Genomic DNA, 22,427 nt, shown 5'->3' on the forward strand with positions numbered 1-22,427 from the left:
TTATAAGAAAAAAACATGATTACAGGAAAAAATTATATAGGAAGCCAGCTAAAAGCAGGCGGTACAAAAATACTAAAAACGTTTAATCCGCTATTGAATACAGAAAATCCATGGGTTTTTACAGAGGCAACTCAAGATGAAATTGAAGAAGCGGTTGCGCTAGCCAATCAAGCATTTGCGAGTTATAAAAATTATTCTGGTATTGAAAAAGCTAAATTTTTAAACGCTATTGCTGATGAAATTTTAGCATTAGGAGATGATCTTTTAGTTCAATATTGTACAGAATCGGGTTACCCGAGAGGTAGAGCAGAAGGAGAACGCGGAAGAACAATTGGCCAATTGAAAGCTTTTGCCGATATGCTTACAGAAGGAAGCTGGGTGCAAGCTACAATAGATACAGCAATAATTGACAGACAGCCTGCGCCAAAAGAAGACTTACGCAAAATGTTAACACCTCTAGGGCCAATTGTGGTTTTTGGATCAAGTAACTTTCCTTTTGCATTCTCTACAAGCGGAGGAGATACAGCTTCAGCTTTGGCTGCAGGTTGTCCAGTTATTGTAAAAAGCCACTCTATGCATATAGGAACAGGCGAAATGGTCGCTTCTGCAATCATAAAAGCGGCTCAGAAAACCAATATGCCAGAAGGTGTTTTTTCTAACCTTATCGGTGATGGAAGAACGCTTGGAACAAGTTTGGTAAAACATCCATTGGTAAAAGGAGTAGGCTTTACCGGAAGCATTAAAGGCGGCCGCGCTTTGTGTGATTTAGCTGCACAGCGCCCAGAACCAATTCCGGTATTTGCCGAAATGGGAAGTATAAATCCAGTGGTATTATTGCCTAATGCTTTGAAAAAAAATAGCCAAAAATGGGCAACGGCTTATGCAGGTTCTATTACTTTGGGAGCAGGGCAATTTTGCACGAATCCAGGGTTATTGCTTGCTTTGAAAGGAGAAGAATTAAATGATTTTACTGAAAAGTTGGATCAGGCAATCGAAACAATTCAACCTGGCTGTATGCTTCATCCTTCTATTTATGCTGATTTTAATAACGGAATTGCAAAAATAGAAGAGCAGAATGGAGTTTCAAGAATAGCGCAATTTAAAGGAGAGACAACACCAAATCACGGTGCTTCAACTGTTTTAAAAGTTGATGGGAAAGAATTTTTAAAAAATGCAGTATTGCACAATGAAGTTTTTGGACCATTTTCTATTTTAATTGAATGCGAAAATGAAGCCGAATTAATAGAGGTAATTTCTAAGCTAGAAGGACAGCTGACAGGAACAATCATAAGTGAGGAGAACGAAATTGAATCTCATAAAGGAATAATTGGAGCTTTACAAAATCGCGTAGGTCGTTTGATCTATAATGGTGTGCCAACAGGTGTAGAAGTTTGTGCTTCAATGCTTCATGGCGGACCTTATCCTGCATCTTCAGATTCACGCTACACAGCAGTTGGTATAGATGCAGTGTATAGATGGGTGCGACCAGTAAGTTTTCAGAATTGGCCAGATCATTTGCTGCCAGCTGAATTACAAAACGAGAATCCGCTGCAAATTGTTCGTACAGTAAATAATAAACTAACACTATCTCAAATATAAAATGGTAAAGAAAACTTTTTTTTGCGTAGATGCTCATACGTGCGGGAATCCAGTTAGGGTTGTTGCCGGTGGCGGACCAAATCTACAAGGCAATTCGATGAGCGAAAAACGGCAGCATTTCTTAAAAGAATATGACTGGATTCGTAAAGGATTAATGTTTGAACCAAGAGGGCACGATATGATGAGCGGAAGCATTTTGTATCCGCCAAATAATCCTGATAATGATTTTGGAATTTTGTTTATTGAAACTTCTGGCTGTCTGCCAATGTGCGGACACGGAACAATTGGAACTATTACAATTGCTGTCGAAGAAGGTTTGGTGACTCCAAAAGTTCCCGGAATTATCAAAATGGAAGCGCCTGCAGGTTTAGTGCATATCGAATATCAACAAACAGGCAAAAAGGTAGATTGGGTACGTCTGACCAACGTAAAATCTTATCTAGCTGCAGAAGGACTTACTATTGATTGTCCAGAATTGGGCGAAATTGTTTTTGATGTGGCTTACGGAGGAAATTACTATGCCATTGTCGATCCGCAAAAGAATTTTTCTGGTGTTCAAGATTTTACAGCAAGTAAAATTGTTCAGTATAGCCAAGAAGTGCGCAAAAAGATTAACGAAAAATATCCAGATTATTTCATTCATCCAGAAAATGATACAATTCGAGATGTATCACATATGTTATGGACAGGATCGCCTATAGATCCAACATCATCTGGTAGAAATGCGGTTTTTTATGGCGACAAAGCAATCGACCGTTCACCTTGTGGAACAGGAACATCAGCCCGAATAGCACAATTGCATGCTAAAGGGAAATTGAAAAAAGGAGAAGAGTTTATTCACGAAAGTTATATTGGAAGTAAGTTTATTGGAAAAGTCGTCGAAGAAACTTCTATCGGAGATATTCCAGCTATTGTTCCAAGCATTCAAGGATGGGCAAAAGTATACGGATATAATAATATTATAATTAATGAAAGTGACGATCCATATGCATTTGGATTTCAAGTTATTTAAAAATCAGTTTATAATATAATTAAGCTGTTGGTTAAATTAAATTATTGTTTTTTGAATAGTCTCTAGTTTTAACTAAGGGATTTTAGAAATTGTAAATAGGATGGGCTTTAGCCAAATTAACGTGGTTGTTGTTTAAGCTAAAACCATCTTTTACAATTTTAATTGCCACAATCTAAAGATCAATGTCTTAAGTTAAGAGATTTTCAATTTCAGATTTGAGCATAGAATAAATAGTATTTAGACATAGCCCGTGCTTTCAACCACGAGTTTATATAGATTGTTTTTTGATTACATACCCGTGGTTGAAACCACGGGCTATGTTTAAAAATGGATGCAAAAAAATACTAAGCAAAGTCCAAGGCAATTAATTTTTAACTTAATGAAACATATAATCTAATCCAACAGATTTAAAATATAATTAGTAGTTCAAAGAACTCTTAACGAAATAAAATTTATGAAAAAAGTTGCTGTTATCGGCGGTGGAATTATTGGCTTATGTTCTGCCTATTATCTTGCAAAGGAAGGTTACGAGGTGAGTGTATTTGATGAATCTGATATGAACAATGGCTGTTCGTACGGAAACGCAGGTATGATTGTACCATCGCACATTATTCCGCTGGCACAGCCGGGTATGATTGCTCAAGGAATAAAATGGATGTTTGACAGCCGTAGTCCATTTTATGTAAAACCACGTTTAAGTAAAGATTTAATAAACTGGGGAATGCAGTTTTACAAGCATGCCAATTTGCGCCATGTAGAAAATGCAATGCCCGCTTTAAGAGATCTTTCTTTATTAAGTAAAGAATTATATCAGGATTTTGCCAAAGAGAATAATTCTTTTTTTTATGAAGAAAAAGGGCTTTTAATGCTTTATAAAAGTGATAAAGTAGGAGAAGAAATGCATCACGAAGGAAAAGAAGCAGAACGTCTAGGGCTTGAAGTAGATTATCTCTCAAAATCTGAAGTGGCACTTTTAGAAAAAGGAACCAATACAAATGTAATTGGAGGAGTTCATTATAAAAGCGATGCACATTTGTATCCTCAAAAATTTATGGCTTTTATAAAACAAGAATTGTCTCGTTTAAAAGTCGAAATTCACTCACAAACCAGCGTTAAAGATTTTGTTTTAGAAGGAAATAAAATTGAAAAAATTGTTACCGATAAAGGGCTTTTTAGAACTGACGAAGTGGTTTTGGCATCAGGATCTTGGAGTCCTTTTTTGGCTAAAAAGTTAAATATCTCAATTTCTATTTTACCAGGAAAAGGATACAGTTTTACTTTAAAAGATAAATCCCAAAAACCTAGTATTCCGTCTATTTTATGTGAAGGAAAAGTAGCTGTAACTCCAATGGCAAATGATATTAGATTTGGAGGAACTATGGAGATTACTCACACCAAAGACAATAAAATAAACGCAAACAGGCTTCAAGGAATTATAAATAGCATTAATGATTTCTATCCAGATATGAAAGTGGAGATGCCAAAAACCGAAGATACTTGGTTTGGCTTTAGACCATGTACGCCATCGGGAATGCCAATTATTGCTAGAGACAAAAAAATCGTAAATTTGACCTTAGCAACAGGACATGCCATGATGGGATTAAGTCTCGCACCGGCAACAGGAAAAATTATAACAGAAATTATTTCTGGCAAACCGACTTCTGTAGCTATTGACAGATTCCAAATATAAAATATGAGATACAATGCGATTCCGGTTTCTTTATTTATAGAAAACCGAAAAAGATTTACCCAAAAAATGAAGCCAAATAGTTTGGCTATTCTGACTTCAAACGACGTAATGCCCAATAACGCAGATGATGTTATGGGCTTTTCGCAAAACAATGATTTGTTTTATTTGTCAGGAATTGATCAAGATGAGACCATTTTGGTGTTATTTCCAGATGCTTTTAAAGAAGAAAACAAGATCATACTTTTTGTAAAAGAAGCAAATGAACATACACTTCTTTGGGATGGTAATTTTTTGACTAAAGAACAAGCAACAGCTATTTCCGGAATCCAGAATATCAAATGGCTTCACGAATTTGAAAAGACTTTACAGCTTTTTGCTTTTGAAGCTGACATTATCTATTTAGGTCACAATGAGCATATCAAAAGGGTAACTTCTGAAATGGAAACCAGACAAGACCGAATGATTAAATGGTGCAACGAAAAATATCCATTGCATCAATACGATCGTGCTGCAAAAATAACGCGCGAATTGCGTCCAATTAAATCAAACGAAGAGGTTGATTTAATTAAAAAAGCAACAGCACTTAGCGTTGAAGGTTTTCATAGAATTTTAGGCGCAATACGTCCGAATATAAAAGAATACGAATTAGAAGCTGAATTGCTGTACGCCACTGTAAAAAACGGAGGGACGAGACAAGCATTTAGATCAATTGTTGCATCTGGCGTAAATGCCTGCTCATTGCATTATAATACCAATGATGATATTTGTAGAGAGAATGAAATGGTTCTTGTTGATTTTGGAAGCTGTTATGCCAACTATAACTCAGATACCACAAGATGTATTCCGGTTAACGGAACTTTCAGTCCGAGACAAAAAGAGGTTTACGAATCTGTTTTGCATTGTCTAAAAGAAGGCTCAAAATTATTGAAGCCTGGAGTTTTGTCGAAAGATTATGAACTTCAAATGGCAAAATTAATTGAAGCTGAATTGGTAAAACTGGGACTTATTACAGAAGAAGAAATTAAATCTCAAGATCCAGAAAAACCTGCTTACAAGAAATATTTCATGCATGGAACTGCGCATCATTTAGGACTTGATGTTCATGATGTTGGTTTGTATTCAAGACCTTTTGAAAAGGGAATGGTGCTTACTTGCGAACCCGGAATTTACATTAGAGAAGAAGGAATAGGATGCCGTTTAGAAAATGATTATTTGATAACGGAAAATGGAAACATTAATTTAAGTGAAGCCATGCCTATAGAAATCGGCGAAATTGAAAATTTAATTAAAAATAAAAAAGGATAAGATGAGAAAGTATTTGTTGTTGGTACTGTTTATATGTACATCTGTTTTCGCACAGAAGATTGATATTAACAATCTAAATTGGTTACCAAATTCTCATTCTTTTTGGGTGAATCAAGACAGTAACGTAGTCGTTTATGATGTTGATAAGCTAGATAAACAAAACACTATTTTATCGAAAGCACAATTAGCATCAGCAGGATTTACAGGCGAAATCGAACAATTGGTTTGGAACGACTCCAAAACAAAAGTATTAGTCTATACAAATTCTAAGAAAGTATGGAGAGACAATACTAGAGGTGATTATTGGTATTTTGATTTGGTTACAGGAAAAGGAAAACAATTAGGCAAAAACTTGGATGTGTCATCCTTAATGTTCGCCAAATTTTCTAGCGATAATGAAAATGTTGCTTATGTTTCAAAACACAACATATATGTTGAAAATCTGAATTCTGGAAAAATTATTCCAGTAACCACAGACGGTACAGATAAAATCATCAACGGAACTTTTGATTGGGTTTATGAGGAAGAATTGGCTGCCCGTGATGGTTTTAGATGGAGTCCAGACGGAAAAAGCATTGCTTTTTGGAGAGTAGATGCTACTTCTACTAGATTTCATTTCATGATTAATAATACAGATTCGTTGTATCCGACAATTATTCCTGTAGAATATCCAAAAGCAGGAGATAAACCTTCTTCTGTAAAAATCGGAATTGTAAATATTGATTCTCTTCAAACGAATTGGTTAAATATTCCTGGAGAACCGGATAATAATTATTTGGTTCGAATGAAATGGCTTAGCAATGAATCTATTATGGTGGTTCAGTTAAATAGAAACCAAAATCAGGTTACGATGTACGATTGCAATGCAAAATCGGGTGCAGCGAGAGTGATTTATAAAGAAGAATCAAAAGCATGGATTGACGTGTTTGATACTTCTGCTGGTGAATATGATGTTTTTCCTTGCCAGTTTGTAGACAACGGAAAAGCCTTTTTATGGAATTCTGATGCAGACGGATGGATGCATATTTACAAAATAAGCCTTGACGGAAAATCAAAAGAGTTAATCACTAAAACTAATTTTGATGCTTATTTTAAAGCCTACAACGAAAAAACAAAAACAATATATTTTATTGCTAGTCCAGAAGATGCTACTCAGCGTTATTTGTATGAAACGAATTTAAGTTCGAAAAAAACAAAAAGAATAACTCCAGAAACTTTTGACGGTTCAAACCGATATGTTTTTTCTACAGATGCAGCTTATGCAAGACATACCAATTCTAGCATTTCGAGAGACTACAACCAGAGATTGATAGCTTTGTCTGGTCATCAAAAGATTTATCCAAAAGAAGCAGACGTTTTTGCAGCTCCAAGACGAAATTATTCGATGGAGAAGTTTAAAGTAAAAACTGAAGATGGAGTTGAAATTGATGGTGTAATGGCAAAACCATTGGATTTTGATCCTTCAAAAAAATATCCTGTTTTCTTCTATGTTTATGGAGAACCAATGGCTTCAGTAGCCAATGACAAACCGTATTTTAATGGTTTTATCGCTGAATTGATTCCAAAAGGATATATCGGAATTGCTATGGATAATAGAGGAACTCCTGTAATGAAAGGAACACAGTGGAGAAAATCTATTTACAAAAATATAGGGATTATCAATACGCGTGATCAGGCAATGGCGGCAAAAGAGGTTTTAAAATGGAACTTTATTGATTCTGATCGTGTGGCGATTCATGGCTGGAGCGGCGGTGGAGCAGTAACTTTAAATCTGATGTTTCAGTATCCAGAAATCTACAAAGCTGGGGTTGCCATTGCAGCAGTAACAGATCAGCATTTTTATGATAATATTTATACAGAACGTTATATGGGATTGCCAGACGAAAATCAGGCAGCTTATATTCAGGCATCTCCTGTAACTCACGCAAAAAATCTGAAAGGGAATTTATTGTATATTCATGGAACAGGCGATGATAATGTGCATTATAAAAATGCAGAAGTTTTAATTAATGAATTGATCAAATACGATAAAATGTTCGATTTAATGATTTATCCAAATCGTTCTCATAGTATTGATGAAGGAGAAGGGACAGAAAAACATCTGACAGATACTTTTATCAGATTTATTGAGAAAAATTGCCCGCCAGGAGCAAAATAAAAAAAACTACATATCATAAAAGAAAGGAGAATTTCATCAAATTGAAATTCTCCTTTTTTTATGTATTTATTTCTTTCTGTTTTAAGTTAAGTGTTTGATTTCTAAATTTTTTCTAAATGGTAATATAGTAAATGTGTAATTGCGAAATTGGCATTTATAGGGTAATATAAGCAGGTTTTTCGGTAATATATTATCAGAAAAATTATCTAAAAAGCAAAATATTTGCCACATTAATTATAAAACCATTTTATGAAATTCAAGATTAATGTTAGAAAAATTGCAGTACTCTTTTTTGTACTGTTGACTAAACTGACTTTTGCCCAAGATCGGGTGGTGTCAGGAATTGTTTCAGATGAGAATGGAGTTCCATTGCCAGGTGTGGGTATACTGGTAAAAGGAACTCAAACAGGTTCTCAGACTGATTTTGATGGGAAATATTCAATAAAAGCTGATGCAAATGCGGTTCTTGTGTTTAGCTTTATTGGAATGCAGACAAAAGAAGTTCCTGCTCGTAGTAATAGCGTAAATGTAAAAATGTCTGCAGGTTCTACGCAATTGCAGGAAATCGTAGTTACAGCATTAGGGCTTAAAAGAGAGAAAAAATCTCTAGGTTATGCCACACAAGAAATAAACGGAGATCAGCTTACAAAAATAAATACAGGTAACGTTTCGAATAATATTTCTGGAAAAATTGCCGGTGTAGAAATTAGAAGAAATAATAATATTGGCGGTTCTACCAATGTTGTCATTCGTGGTACTAGTTCGTTAACAGGAAGTAATCAAGCTTTATGGGTTGTTGATGGAATTGTATTAAACAATGACAACACCAATACAGCAGATCAAAAATCAGGAGGAAACAAAGGAGGTTACGATTACGGAAATGCCGCTTCAGATATAAACCCAGATGATATTGAAACCATGAACGTCTTAAAAGGCGCAGCGGCTACAGCATTGTATGGGTCAAGAGCGTCAAATGGGGTTATCATCGTGACGCTAAAAAAAGGAAGCAAAACTAAAGGCGGATTAGGATTTGATTTTAGTTCAGGAGTTAATATTGGAGTAGTGGATAAAAAGACCTTGCCAGAGTATCAAAAACAATACGGAGGAGGATATGGTGATTTTTATGGTACAGTTGATTTAGGTAGTGGTGTTCATCCTTATACAGCAACCGATGATGCTGCTTGGGGGCCAAAATTTGATCCTTCATTGTTGGTTTATAATTGGAATTCGTTTTATCCAGAATTGCCAACTTATGGTAAAGCAACTCCATATACTGCTGTTAAAAATGATCCAAACAGTTTTTATCAAAACAGTTTAACGTACATTAATAGCATCTCTTTTTCTGGTGCGAATGATCAGGGGGATTTTAGATTTGGATATACCAATTACAATCAGCAGCAGGCAATTCTTCCAAATAGTAACAACAGAAAAGACAACTTTAATTTTTCTGGAAGTTATAAAGTTACGCCAAAAACGAGAATTTCGACATCAGCAAATTATTTGACATCTGATGCTATTGGAATGAACGAAACAGGATATGGAGATGGAGGAAATAACTATTTAAGCAGTGTTAGACAATGGTACACAACTAACGCCGATTTTCAAGATCTAAAAGATGCTTACGAATTAACCCGTAAAAATACCACTTGGAATGTATATGGACCAACAGATTTAAGAGTTCAGTTTCATGACAATCCATATTTTCAACGTGCCAATAATTACAACTCATTAAAAAGAGATCGTTTCTTTGGTAATGTAGTGGTGAAAACAGAAGTTACAAACTGGTTTGATATTATGGGGCGTGGTGCTGTAGATTTTTATCATCAATTACAGGAAGAACGTATTGCTGTAGGTTCTAAAAGAACACCAAATGGTCTTGGTCAATATTCTAGATTTGATAAAAATTTCCGCGAGATCAATTTAGATTTAGTGCTTAATTTTAAAACGGCTATTACTGATGGAATCAGTTTTAATGGTATGTTAGGAGGAAACTCTAGACGTTCTGTTAACAATTCTATCTATGCATTAACAAATGGAGGATTGGTTGTTCCTGGAATTTATGCATTGAATAACTCAATTGATGGAATTACAAATCCAGAAGAAATCCAGCAAACTATAGGGACTAATAGTGTTTATGGGATGGCGAGTTTTAATTTCCTTGACACATATTTCCTTGAGGGAACGTATAGAGTAGATCAATCGTCTACTTTGCCAAAAGACAATAATACCTATTCTTATCCATCGATTACGGCAACTTATATTTTTAGTAACCATATTAAAGCAGATTGGCTATCATTTGGTAAGTTGCGTTTGAATTATGCTGAAACAGGAAACGATGCCCCATTTGGAGTGACTTCTACGCTGTATCCTAAAAATTTCAATTTTGGAGGTAGAGTACGTTTTTCTACAGATAATGATAAAAGTAATTCTGACTTGAAAAGTGAGTTGACAAAAGGGGTAGAGGCTGGTCTTGAACTTAAGTTTTTCAAAAACAGATTAGGAATTGATTTCTCTTACTACAAAACGAATACAACAAATCAGATTCTTTCTATTGAAACTCCAACACAAACAGGATATACAAGAGCATGGATCAATGCTGGAGATGTTCAAAACAAAGGATTTGAGGTAACATTAAATGCAACTCCAATAAAAACTAAAGATTTTTCATGGCAGGCTACAGTGAACTGGTCAACTAATAAAAATGAGGTAATCTCTTTAGGAGGAGCTAGCCAGATTTCATTAGGATCGTTCCAAGGAGTAAATTATGTGGCTGAAGTTGGCAAACCTATAGGACAGCTAGTGGGTTCTGGATATACATATTTAAACGGAGAAAAAGTAATTCGTTCAAATGGAAGATACTTGCAAACTGCTGGAACTGTAATTGGAAATGTTGCGCCAGATTGGATTGGCGGTTTCAATAACGTTTTAACGTACAAAAACATTTCCTTCAATTTCTTAATTGATGTTAAAAAAGGAGGAGATGTGTATTCTTTAGATCAGCAATACGGACATGCAACAGGAATTTACGAGAGTACAGTGAGTAAAAATCATAATGGAGTTCCTCAGCGCGAACCAGTTGCTGATGGTGGTGGAATATTGCTAGACGGTGTAAAACAAGATGGTACGCCAAATAATGTAACGGTAAGTGTAACTGGAGCAGACGGATACTATTTTTACAATTCTATGCCTCAACAAGAGTATGTATATGATGCATCATATGTAAAGCTGCGTGAGGTTGGATTGAGTTATAAACTGCCAAAAAGATTTATAGAAAACACTTTTATCAGCAATATGGTTTTTGCTGTAAACGGAAGTAATCTATGGATCATTCATAAAAACTTACCATATGCAGATCCAGAAGCAGGAGCGTCTTCAGGTAATTTGCAAGGCTTTCAAACTGGAGTGTTGCCAACAACAAAAGAGTACAGTTTTACTATGAAAGTTCAATTCTAAAAAAAATAAAGACATGAAAATTATAAAAACAATATTTTTTGCAGGAGCTGTTTTATGTGCAGTAGCTTCATGTGATAACTTGGATGACATGAATAAGAATGAAAAAGCTTATGAAACGGCCCTTCCAAGTGCCTTGATGACTAGTGCACAAGTGAATTATGCTTACTTTCTAACGAATGCTTCAGTAAATTCAAATAATTTCAGAGCTTATGCGCAACATTGGTCAACAGCAACTTATACAGATGAGGCTAATTATAATCAGGCAAAAAGAAATTTAGGAAGCTCACATGCTGTACTATTATATCGTGACGTGCTTCAAGATTTAATAAATGCACAAAATCAGATTCAAAATACGAAAGTGTTAGGGCCAATTGAAGAAGGTGTAAAGAAAAACCAGCTTGCTATTTTAGAAGTGCAGATCATAATGGCTTATCAAACTCTGGTAGATTTGTTTGGTAACGTTGCCTATTCACAGGCTTTTGATATTAAAAAATTTCCACTTCCTAAGTATGATGATGCTAAAACAATCTATTTTGATTTAGCTTCTCGTTTGGATGTTGCCATTGCAGCTTTAGATGACGAAAATGAAAGTTTTGGAGGTGCTGATCTGATTTTTAACGGAAACGTAGCAAAATGGAAAATATTGGCTAACAGCGTAAAGCTTAAAATGGGATTGCATCTAGCTGATGTTGATGCTGCAAAAGCAAAAGCAATGGTGGAGAGTGCTTTTAACTCAGGAGTGATGAGTAAAGAAACTGATACTGCATTGTTTCAGTATTTTTCTTCAAATGTAGATATGAATCCGCTATACGATAGTTTAGTAAGTGAGAATCAGATCAATATTGCAGAGTTTTTTGTTAATGAGTTAAACGGAAAAGAAGATCCTAGACGTGATTTTTTCTTTAATCCAGAATCAAAAATAAATGGCGAATATAAAGGTGCACCTTATGCACAACAGGTTACTTACGCCAATTATACTAATACAGGTAAAAGATTAAGAGAAAAAACAAACCCTGGCGTAATATTCGATTATACTGAAACTTGTTTTTTATTGGCCGATGCGGCAAGCCGAGGCTTTAATGTAGGTGCTGATGCTGCAACATATTATGCAAAAGGAATAGAAGCAAGCATGAAATTTTGGGGAGTTGCAAGCGCTGATATTCAAACTTACTTAGCACGCACTGATGTGGCTTTTGCAACTGCAACAGGAACAGACAAACAGAAAATTGCATACCAACTTTGGATAGCATACTACAATCGTGGTTTTGAAGCGTGGACAGAGTATAGAAGACTAGATTATCCAATACTTGTGGCACCTCCAACAGCTGTGCAAGAAGCTGATGGTAAAGTTCCAGTTAGAAACATTTATTCTACATCTGATAAGACACTGAATGCCGCTAATTATGAAGCAGCTTCAACAGCAATTGGAGGAGATTTAATGACAACAAAGATTTTTTGGGACAAATTTTAATTTTGAGTTAGTTTAATTTGTTTTTTGAGACCAGCACTTTTAAGTGCTGGTTTTTTATTTTTCCAGTATTTGCAAGGGTCGACTGATATTTATGATTCATTTTGTAAGGTTTGTTTTTAATATTTTATTATGATTATTTTTTTATTATATGTTTTTTTAAGGTTAAAAATATGATAATTATGTATTATTTCTGAATAAAATACTATCAAAAAGATAGAAGCTTGTGCGGTAACTTTGATTGTTACTAATTAAAAAACCTAAACAAATGAAATTAAAATTACTAATCTGCTTTCTGATTTTCAGTTCATTGAAAGTTAGCGCACAAGGTTTGCCTTGTCGGACAAGCGAAGAAAATGAAAAAGTGTACCGGAATAATCCACACGCACTTCAAGAGAAAAAGAACTTTGATGTTTTTAGTAAAAATTTTGCAGCACAGCGTAAATCTTCAACGGCAAAAGCGGCTGCAGTTACTTACACAATTCCAGTAGTATTTCATATTTATGGTGATGTGCAAGGCGGAAAAACGGTTACATACGAGAAGATTGTAAACCACTTAGCTCAGCTTAATGATGATTTTAATGGACGTAATGCAGATTATCAAACTGTTGAATCATTTTTTCAAGCACGCCGCGGAACGCTGAATATTGAATTTAAGCTTGCGAAAAAAGATCCTAATGGTGGTTGTACGACAGGTGTTGTTTTTCATCCAACTAAAAACGGTTACGGAAACGGTGGAGGCTACGATGACCAGATTGCAGCTGATGCTTGGGACAACACCAAATATATGAATGTCTATATACAGAATGATTTGTATAATGATGGCGCTACGAATAATTCAGGTGTGGCTTGGTATCCAAGTTCAGACATGACAGCAAACAATACAGCTCGTGTTGTTTTTAACGGAGCTTATTTATATGATAACTCCTATAGTAAAGAATTCTCAGCAACGCTTACTCACGAATTCGGGCACTTTCTTAATCTGATTCATACTTTTGAAGGAGGTTGTACAGGAACTGATGAAGTTGCTGATACTCCTGCGGAAGACGGAAAGCATACTTTAGGATGTACTCCTGGAACAAATTGCAGTGGCGATAAAGTAAATTTTGAAAATTACATGGGATACAATGGAGCACAAGGGTGCTACAAAATGTATACACAAGGTCAGATTGATAGAATGTTGGCGGCTCTGGAACACCCTGCGAGAAAATCGCTGTGGCAAGCACAAAACTTAATTGATACAGGTGTAAATTCTACAGGAAGTACACTTACTGCTTCGGCTGTAGCTTTTAAAGAAGCGATTGTAAATGACGGTTCTTTTGATACTTCATCCATAATCAAATTAAACGGAACTAAAACTTTTGCGGTTTCTTCTGGAACAATGACAGCAGGAACTCATTTTACACATACTTTTCCAGCAGGAATTACACCTGTCCTTACTGTAAACTCCAACAATCAAATTACAGTTACATTAACTGGGAAAGCAACAAATCATGCATTAAGCAACAATGCATCGGGTGGAATTAGTTTTTTGCCAGCAGCTTTTGCAGGCGGAACAGCTGATTTATCTTGTACTTCTTTATACTTTAATTTTAAATTCTCAGACCCATACGGAATCTTCTTTGTTGACATGCCAGATGTTACGGTTTCGTCAGCATTGACATGGAAATATTTTGAAATCGCAAAAGGAGATGATCGTGCATTTGGAGGCTGGCGTTATGCAGCGAATGCTTTAAAAATTGAAACGTATGCAAAGAAACTAGTTTGCGAAACGGGTACTAGAAATATTTCATTATTGAATGCAAACACAGCAGTTGGTCCAACAAGCAATATGACTGCTCCAGGTGCTTATCCAAATCAGTTAGATTTAAGAACAGCGAGTTACACGGCTTGGGATGGAAAAACTGGTTATGTAGGATTTGATTATTTAATGGATGGTCTTACCTGTTATGGATGGTTTAAAGTAAAAGTAAACGCTGATGGTGATGGATATACAATTTTGGAGTATGCTTATAATACAAAACCGAACACTCCAATTTATACAGGAATGACCGATAAAACGGCAACAACTTTATCACCAGAAACATTGTATGAAGCTGAAGTAAATGATGGAAGTGTAACTTCAACGGCAATAATTGCTTTGAGCACTAATAATGGCACATTTACAAAAAGCAGTGGCACTTTTACAGCAGGAACCGATTATACAATTACAGGCGTACCTGCTGGTTTAACTGCAGTTTTAACTCTTGAAAGCAATTCTAAAACGGTACTTTCTTTTACAGGAAAAGCAACTGCACACAATACAACAAACGATGCTGTTATTACAGTTACGTTTAAAGATGCTGCCATTACAGGCGGAATATCGACTTTGGATACCGCTACTAAAACAATCAATTTAAAATTCGATGCGCCTTATGGAGTATTTTATGTAAACAATCCAGATTATACGGCCAATGCAGCATCAACTTGGCAGTATTTTGATATGGGTATTGGAGACAATACGGAGTATGGAGCATGGCAATATGCGGCGGCAGCTTTAAAAATAGAAACTTACGGAAAAAGACTGGTTTCTGAAGCGGGAACAAGAAATATATCTTTCTTATCACAAGGTACTTCTATTGGAGCTTCTAGTAATTTTGCCGCACCTGGAGCATATCCAAATCAATTAGATTTGAGAACAGCTACTTATACAAATTGGGATAATAAAACAGGATATGTTGGTTTTGAATATACAAGCAGAGGACGTGTTTGCTACGGATGGATGCATGTAAAAGTAGAAGGTGGCGGAGTAGGGTATACTGTGTTGGATTATGCTTATAACACCAAACCAAATGAACCAATTTTAGCAGGTGTACAAACAACAAATACAGTATTGGCTCCAACAAATTTAACAGCAACGGTGACTAATTTACAAGCTGTGCTTAACTGGACTAATAATGCTACAAATGCTACAAATGTAATTATCGAAAGAGCAGGTTCAGATGATGTTTATGCTGAAATTGCGACACTAGCTAACAATGTAGCTACTTATACTAATACAGGTTTAACTGCGGACAGCACTTATAAATATAGAGCTAGAGCAAAATCAGGGGCTGATTATTCTGCTTATTCAAATGTGGCTACTGTGACAATTCCTGCGGCTCCATTATGCAGTGCGCAAGGAACAAACGGTTACGAATTTATAAGTTCTGTTGCAGTAGGAAGTTTTGTAAATGCATCAGGAAAAGAAACAAACGGTTATGCAGATTATACTTCAAAAGTGATTACTTTAAATCCGAATGCAAATACAAGCGTTACTTTAACTCCAGGTTTTAGTGGTTCTGCCTACACAGAATATTGGGGAGTTTGGATTGACTACAATAAAAACAATCAGTTTGAAGCATCTGAAAGAGTAATTAATAATGTTTCATCAAACGCTGCAGTAATTACAAGTTTTACACCTGCATCATTTACAGGTACTACTAAAATGAGAGTTGTAATGAAGTATAATGCCAATCCGTCTTCAACTTGTGGAAATCTAGGAGATGGTGAAATCGAAGATTATACGGTTCAAGCAGGAACTTCTGTTCCACCAAATCCTGCAACATTGACAATTCCTGCTAATCTTGGAAATGCAGGAGTGTATTCATCAGGATTTTATGCTTCTTGGGCAACATCTACAGATGCTGCATCTTATGAAGTGCAATTGAATACTTCATCAGGATGGACATCTGCAGGAACTTCTACAACATATTATTTATGGATTCCGAAACAAGGAACTCAAACCGTATATGAATTTAGAGTAAGAGCAATAAATGGAACGGCTTTTAGCGAATGGAGCGCTTCTCATACAATTGATCTACAATCTGGAAGTGCTGGTTTGCCAGGCATAAATACAAATACTGCAAAAGCATTTACAATGTATCCAAACCCAGCTTCAGATGTTGTAAACTTTACTTTTGAAAACATTGATATCAATAAAGTTAAAGTGTCAATTTATAACAGCACAGGTCACTTGGTAGATACGTTACATAATACAACCGTTTATTCTCTTAAATATTTAAATAAAGGAGTTTATATTGTTGTGGCTACAGATGGAAAATTTGTAGAAAAGAAAAAATTATTGGTTGAGTAATAAGTTAATTTAGTTAAAAATGAAAAAGGGCTGTCTACGAAAATGGGCAGCCTTATTTTTTTTAATTCTATTGACGTAGAAATATTTCACTCCTACGGAGCTTTCTCTGGATTCATAAAATTTATTTCTATAAAGATATAGCCCCACTGAGGCTTTTTTATATTTGGAAATTGTATTTTTTCTATAAATATTCTACTTCTCCGAAGCATTTAAAATATTAGAAAAAACTTTAGTGGAGTGGATATTTAATAAAAATCAAATTTAAATTTAAACATAGCCAATGGTTTCAACCATTGGAACACAAAGAGAATCACCAGATGTTAAAAAGCTTCAGAGAAGCATAATATTTATAGAATAAAACATCATTAAAGATCAAAAAGCTCCAGAGGAGCGACATATATCTAATAAAAAAAGAGCCATCTTAATAGATGGCTCTTTTGAAAATATTAAATCAAAATTATTTAAAGCTTATAAACCAAACGGATTATCAATGCTCTGCATTGGTTCTGTAAACCATTTTGGACCTTCAGCCGTCATATAAAAATGATCTTCATGGCGAATACCAAATTGACCCGGCATACAGATCATAGGCTCATTACTAACTACCATTCCTTCTTTTAAAATAGTTTGATTGCCTCTTACTAAATAAGGATATTCATGAATATCTAAACCTGTTCCATGACCCACTCGGTGTGGCAATCCTGGAATTTCATAATCTCCGCTTAAACCAGCTTCTGTCAAAACTTTACGAGCGGCATCATCTACAGAACCACATGTTGCTCCAATTTGAGCGGCATCAAAAGCTGCTTTTTGAGTTGCTTTTTCAAGATTCCATATTTTTCTGTGCTCGTCACTTGGAGTTCCATATACATAAGTTCTGGTAATATCAGATAAATAGCCTTCTAAGCGACATCCTGTATCAATCAAAACAACATCATTATTAACTAAATTTTGAGGAGCAGTAACTCCATGCGGATACTGAGAATCTTCTCCGAAAAGAACAATACAGAAATAAGAACCAGATGGAATACCAGCCTTAATATGTGCTCTATGAATGAAATCTACAACTGTACTTACTGGAATGCCTGGATATAATATACTAGCAGCTGCTTTTTGAACCACCATAGTAATATCTTTCGCTTTTTGAATAATAGCAATTTCATTCGCCGATTTATGCATTCTGCACCCTGCTGTTATTGGCTGAGCATTTACAAAACTAAAGTTTGAATTCGCTTTTGAGATCGCGTCAATTAGAAAAAAAGCAGCCGATTCATCCAAGGCAATAGTACCATCAGTGATATTTTTACTTTTTAGAATATTGCCAAATAATTCAGAAGGACTCTCGTGTTCTTCCCAAAAGTTTAAATTTCCTTCAATTTTCATGAAAGTCTTAAAAGTTCCTTCTTCAAATTTTGGAACAATATATTCAACCGTTTCATCTTCAAGAATTATGGCGCCAACCATACGCTCAGACGGATTCCATTTTGTTCCTGTAAAATAATACAGATTTGTTCCAGCATTTACATAAAGCGCTTTGCAATTTTGTTCTTTCATTAAAGAAACTGCTTTTTTGATACGCTGTTTGTATTCTAGAAGCGCTATTGGCACGACATCAAGTGTCATGTTTTGTATTTTTCCTAATTCGATATCTATAGTTGATCCGCCAACTCCAATTGCCATTTTTTATTTTTTAGGTTAGTATTTAATTATAGTGTAAATTATAAAATTGACGCAAAGTTCAATTTTTCAATAAAATTAAAGGATTATTTTTATTTTGTCCTATGTTGATGCAAACTAGATAAAATATTACATTTTAAGGGTAATATAATATCAGTTTTTGCTGGATATTGCACTTACTTTTAAAATTTTAAAATAACAAGATTAAAAATGAATCGAAAATCCTTTATTATTACGCTGTTCTTTCTTTTCCTGAACATTTTTGCAGTTTCTGCACAGGAATCTTCAGCAAATCTACAGCAAAAATTGACTGAATTATTCCCAAAAGCTATCATAACGCGAATTGATAATTTAGAAAACTATACCGAATCGTATCAAATAATTTTAGACGAGCCTCTAGATCACAAACACCCAGAAAAAGGAACTTTTCAGCATTATATTTATCTGTCGCATTTAGGTTATGACAGACCAACCGTAATTGAGACTCATGGTTACAATACAGAAAATATAAAAAGTGAAGTCAGCAGTTTGCTACAGGCCAATCAGGTTGCGGTTGAATATCGTTTTTACGGAAAATCAAGACCAAACCCGATTCAATGGGAATATCTGACCAATGATCAGGCGATTGAAGATTATCATAACATTGTTACTAAACTGAAAAAAATATATTCAGGAAAATGGATTTCAACAGGAATCAGCAAAGGAGGAGAAACATCCCTAATTTATAAATTAATCTATCCAAACGATATTGATGTGGCAATGCCGTATGTTGCTCCGTTAATTAATACTTGCGAAGATCCGAGAACTATAACTCACACCAGAACAGTTGGAACGGAAGAATGCAGAGCAAAAATAACAGCTTTCCAAAGAGCTGTTCTGCAAAATAGAGAAGCTGTCTTAGAGGTTTTTAAAGAGTATTCAGCTGAGAAAAAGATGCAATTTACAGAAGTTCCATTCGCGGAAGCATTGGAATATGCTGTTTTAGAATTTCCTTTTTCGTTTTGGCAATGGGGAGGAAAATGCGATGAAATTCCGCCAGTAAACGCCTCTGCAAAAGAGCTTTTCGATTATTTGAATAAAATTGTTGGAGTAGGAACTTACAATGATAAAATGTCGTTTGTGTATTTGCCTTCTTATTACCAGCATTTAAGCGAATTGGGGTATTATGGTTTTGATCTTGAACCGGTTGCCGATTTGTTGACTATTGTAAAAAGCAGTTCTAATGCGCGATTTGCGCCTAAAGATGTTGTGATAAAATATAATCCAAAATACATTAAAAAAGTGCGCAAATATGTTGAGAATAAAGGAGATAAAATTTTATATATCTACGGAGGTTATGATACTTGGTTCTCATGTTCTCCAACACCAAAGTCAAGTGTTGATGCACTAAAAATGGTACTTCCGCAAGGAAGCCATTCAACCAGAGTAAAACATTTTTCTGCGGAAGACCAGAAATTGATTATGGACACATTGAAAAAGTGGCTTAATTAAAAAAAAGCAACAGATAAAATATTATATTACTAATTGCGTTTATGTTTCTAATAATTTTTGTCAAGTGAAATTTTACTTGGCAGAAATTATTTTTTTGATTTATTGATGAGAAAAAAAAGTCCGTAGCTAAAAACGGATAATATTAACAGAGGATGTAGCATTTCAACATTAAATCAGGTATTTTAATCGATTATTAACAGATAATATTGTTGTTTTCAGATATTTATAATATCTTTAACTTATGATATGGGAATTGTATAACATTTGTGTATAATTTTGCAACAGAAAATTATCAATGATCCCAAGTCATAACTATTAACTTAACATTTTGCCGGATATGAGAGTATTTTTATTGGCACTGCTTTTTTCCTTAAGTTCATTTACTTCATTAAGTATGAGGGACGAGGATGAAATTTTAGACGAAGTCGAATTCGCAAGACTCACTGAGCATGTGAATGAGATTAAGGCTTTTACGGCGTCAAATCACAAGTATAGCAACAAAATTGCTTTTCTTGTTGATATGAAAATTAAATCAGGAAGAAATCGTTTTTTTGTTTACGATCTAGAAAATAATCAAATTCTTGATCAAGGTTTGGTTGCACATGGAAAAGGATCTGAAACTGGAATAAAAGGCGACATTTTACAATTTAGTAATGCTCCAGAATCTAACTGCACTGCACTAGGAAGATATTCTGTAGAAAAACCATATAAAGGTATATTCGGAAAAGCTTTCAGACTTGCTGGATTGGACGAAACGAATAATAATGCTATGAAACGTGCTATCGTATTGCATTCTTACAAAGAGGTTCCATCTGATGAAAAAGAATACTACATCATCAATAGCCACGGCTGTCCGATGGTTAGTCAAGAATTTTTAGGTAGACTTTCAAAATATATAGAAAGTACAAACTCTAAAATCTTATTATCTGTTTATTATTAAATAGTAAGACCAAAATATAAATGTAAAAAGAGAACTTAGGTTCTCTTTTTTTGTATTAATAAATTAGATTTTCATTTTTTGCTATATCTCAAAATCATGACCGTTTTCTATAAATGCTCTTATTAGCAATAAATTAGGATAAACTTAACTTGTGTGATAAAACTTATAAAAGATACAAGTTGTAAATTAGTAGAATAGTAATTTAAAAGTTTATTTTATGAAAGCAGTACGTTTTTTTGGACACAAAGATGTCCGCGTTGTTAATGATATTGAAAGACCTGTTCCTAAAGGTGATGAAGTTTTGTTAAAAATTGGCGGAGCTGGTGTTTGTCACTCAGACCTGCATATTATAGATGAAGGAACAGTGGTTGGAACCGTTTTTACGTTAGGACACGAAAATGCTGGATGGATCGAAGAAATAGGAGAGAATGTCGAAGGGTATAAAAAAGGAGATGCAGTTCTGGTATATGGTCCGTGGGGCTGTGGGCATTGCAAACCTTGCCAGCAGTCAAAAGAAAATTATTGTGATCATCAATCTGAACAAGCTTATGGTGGCGGTTTAGGTTTAGACGGAGGTATGGCCGATTATATGCTGGTGCCGTCTTCTAGACTTTTAGTGCCAATATATGACTTAGATCCTGTTATTGCAGCTCCATTGACAGATGCTGCGCTTACGCCTTATTCTGCTATAAAACGTTCGCTTCCTAAATTAATGGCTGACGAATATGTTGTAGTAATTGGTGTCGGGGGATTAGGCCATGTTGCGTTACAGATATTAAGAGAAATAAGCGGAGCAGAAATCATTGCCTGCGATGTGACAGAAGATAAATTGGCTTTTGCAAAAGAATTGGGTGCGGCTTATGTAATTAATTCTAAAGACGCCGATGCTGCAGAACAAATTCAGAAAATTACTGGAATCAAAAAAGCAAAAGTAGTTCTAGATTTTGTTGGAGCAACTTCTACGATAGATTTAGGAACAAAAGTAGTGAGCCTTGATGGAGATCTTACTATTGTTGGTCTTGGTGGAGGACATTATCAATATAGCATGAATGGATTGCCTTTTGGGGTGAGCATGACCAATCCGTATTGGGGATCAAGAACAGAACTTATGGAAGTGGTTGGTTTGGCAAGACAAAAGAAAATTCATATCGAAATTGAAAAACATAAACTTGACGAAGCTAATGAAGTGTACGATAGGATGCGTCAAGGAAAAATAAAAGGAAGAGCAGTTTTAATACCTTAAAAATTAATATTTATAGATTAAAAAATAGCTCTATATTTGCGACATCAAATCAAGCAAATGAAAAATAGTATTAACATCGCTTCAATTATTATCACAATTATCATTCGATAGTAGTGAAGGGGTGTTATATAAATAAGTAAAATATACAGTTTAGAAAAACCTCCCTTTTAAGGGAGGTTTTTTTGTTTACAGCAAGTATGAAAAATTCAATTCAGAATAGCATTATTATTTCAATTATCATTATTCGTATCACATGACGAGTCAGGATTCTATTGTC

The 22,427-nt window shown here is 34.9% G+C and carries 12 protein-coding genes; 11 read left to right on the plus strand and 1 reads right to left on the minus strand.

What is annotated here, in order from left to right; genetic code table 11:
* Positions 1-15 precede the first annotated feature (15 nt).
* From DM397_RS05485 to DM397_RS05520, 8 genes are all read left to right on the plus strand, one after another.
* Entirely contained in the window at positions 16-1,599 is a 1,584-nt protein-coding gene (locus DM397_RS05485) for an aldehyde dehydrogenase (NADP(+)) (RefSeq protein ID WP_111376569.1), read from the plus strand.
* A gap of 1 nt (position 1,600) precedes the next feature.
* Positions 1,601-2,611, plus strand: coding sequence for a 4-hydroxyproline epimerase (locus tag DM397_RS05490; RefSeq protein ID WP_111376570.1), 1,011 nt, complete (start codon positions 1,601-1,603; stop codon positions 2,609-2,611).
* Positions 2,612-3,065: 454 nt separating this feature from the next.
* Complete coding sequence (locus tag DM397_RS05495) at positions 3,066-4,301, plus strand: NAD(P)/FAD-dependent oxidoreductase (RefSeq protein ID WP_111376571.1); 1,236 nt, start codon at positions 3,066-3,068, stop codon at positions 4,299-4,301.
* Positions 4,302-4,304: 3 nt separating this feature from the next.
* Positions 4,305-5,606 (plus strand): aminopeptidase P family protein, encoded by a 1,302-nt coding sequence (locus DM397_RS05500; protein ID WP_111376572.1) that lies wholly within the window; start codon positions 4,305-4,307, stop codon positions 5,604-5,606.
* A 1-nt stretch (position 5,607) separates the two neighbouring features.
* Positions 5,608-7,764 (plus strand): S9 family peptidase, encoded by a 2,157-nt coding sequence (locus DM397_RS05505; protein ID WP_111376573.1) that lies wholly within the window; start codon positions 5,608-5,610, stop codon positions 7,762-7,764.
* 249 nt (positions 7,765-8,013) lie between these two features.
* The gene (locus DM397_RS05510; RefSeq protein WP_111376574.1) at positions 8,014-11,217 is read left to right on the plus strand and encodes a SusC/RagA family TonB-linked outer membrane protein; all 3,204 of its coding nucleotides are present in this window, start codon (positions 8,014-8,016) and stop codon (positions 11,215-11,217) included.
* A 13-nt stretch (positions 11,218-11,230) separates the two neighbouring features.
* Positions 11,231-12,688, plus strand: coding sequence for a SusD/RagB family nutrient-binding outer membrane lipoprotein (locus DM397_RS05515; protein WP_111376575.1), 1,458 nt, complete (start codon positions 11,231-11,233; stop codon positions 12,686-12,688).
* A 265-nt stretch (positions 12,689-12,953) separates the two neighbouring features.
* Positions 12,954-16,799 carry a M43 family zinc metalloprotease gene (locus DM397_RS05520; RefSeq protein ID WP_111376576.1) on the plus strand — a complete coding sequence of 1,282 codons (3,846 nt, stop codon included), beginning with the start codon at positions 12,954-12,956 and terminating at the stop codon, positions 16,797-16,799.
* 468 nt (positions 16,800-17,267) lie between these two features.
* Here the strand turns inward: DM397_RS05520 and DM397_RS05525 are convergent, their stop codons facing one another.
* On the minus strand, positions 17,268-18,479 hold the full coding sequence (locus tag DM397_RS05525; protein WP_111376577.1) for a M24 family metallopeptidase: 1,212 nt from the start codon (positions 18,477-18,479) through the stop codon (positions 17,268-17,270).
* A 207-nt stretch (positions 18,480-18,686) separates the two neighbouring features.
* Here DM397_RS05525 and DM397_RS05530 point away from each other — a divergent pair, with 207 nt between their 5' ends.
* The 3 genes from DM397_RS05530 to DM397_RS05540 all read left to right on the plus strand — a co-directional run bounded on the left by DM397_RS05530 (position 18,687) and on the right by DM397_RS05540 (position 22,150).
* Entirely contained in the window at positions 18,687-19,967 is a 1,281-nt protein-coding gene (locus DM397_RS05530; protein WP_111376578.1) for a S28 family serine protease, read from the plus strand.
* Positions 19,968-20,304: 337 nt separating this feature from the next.
* Positions 20,305-20,907 carry a murein L,D-transpeptidase catalytic domain-containing protein gene (locus DM397_RS05535; RefSeq protein WP_239457801.1) on the plus strand — a complete coding sequence of 201 codons (603 nt, stop codon included), beginning with the start codon at positions 20,305-20,307 and terminating at the stop codon, positions 20,905-20,907.
* A 217-nt stretch (positions 20,908-21,124) separates the two neighbouring features.
* Entirely contained in the window at positions 21,125-22,150 is a 1,026-nt protein-coding gene (locus DM397_RS05540; RefSeq protein WP_111376580.1) for an NAD(P)-dependent alcohol dehydrogenase, read from the plus strand.
* The last annotated feature ends 277 nt before the right edge of the window (positions 22,151-22,427 follow it).

Origin of the sequence: Flavobacterium nitrogenifigens, from assembly GCF_003254565.1 — a bacterium.
GTDB classification, from domain to species: Bacteria; Bacteroidota; Bacteroidia; order Flavobacteriales; family Flavobacteriaceae; genus Flavobacterium; species Flavobacterium nitrogenifigens.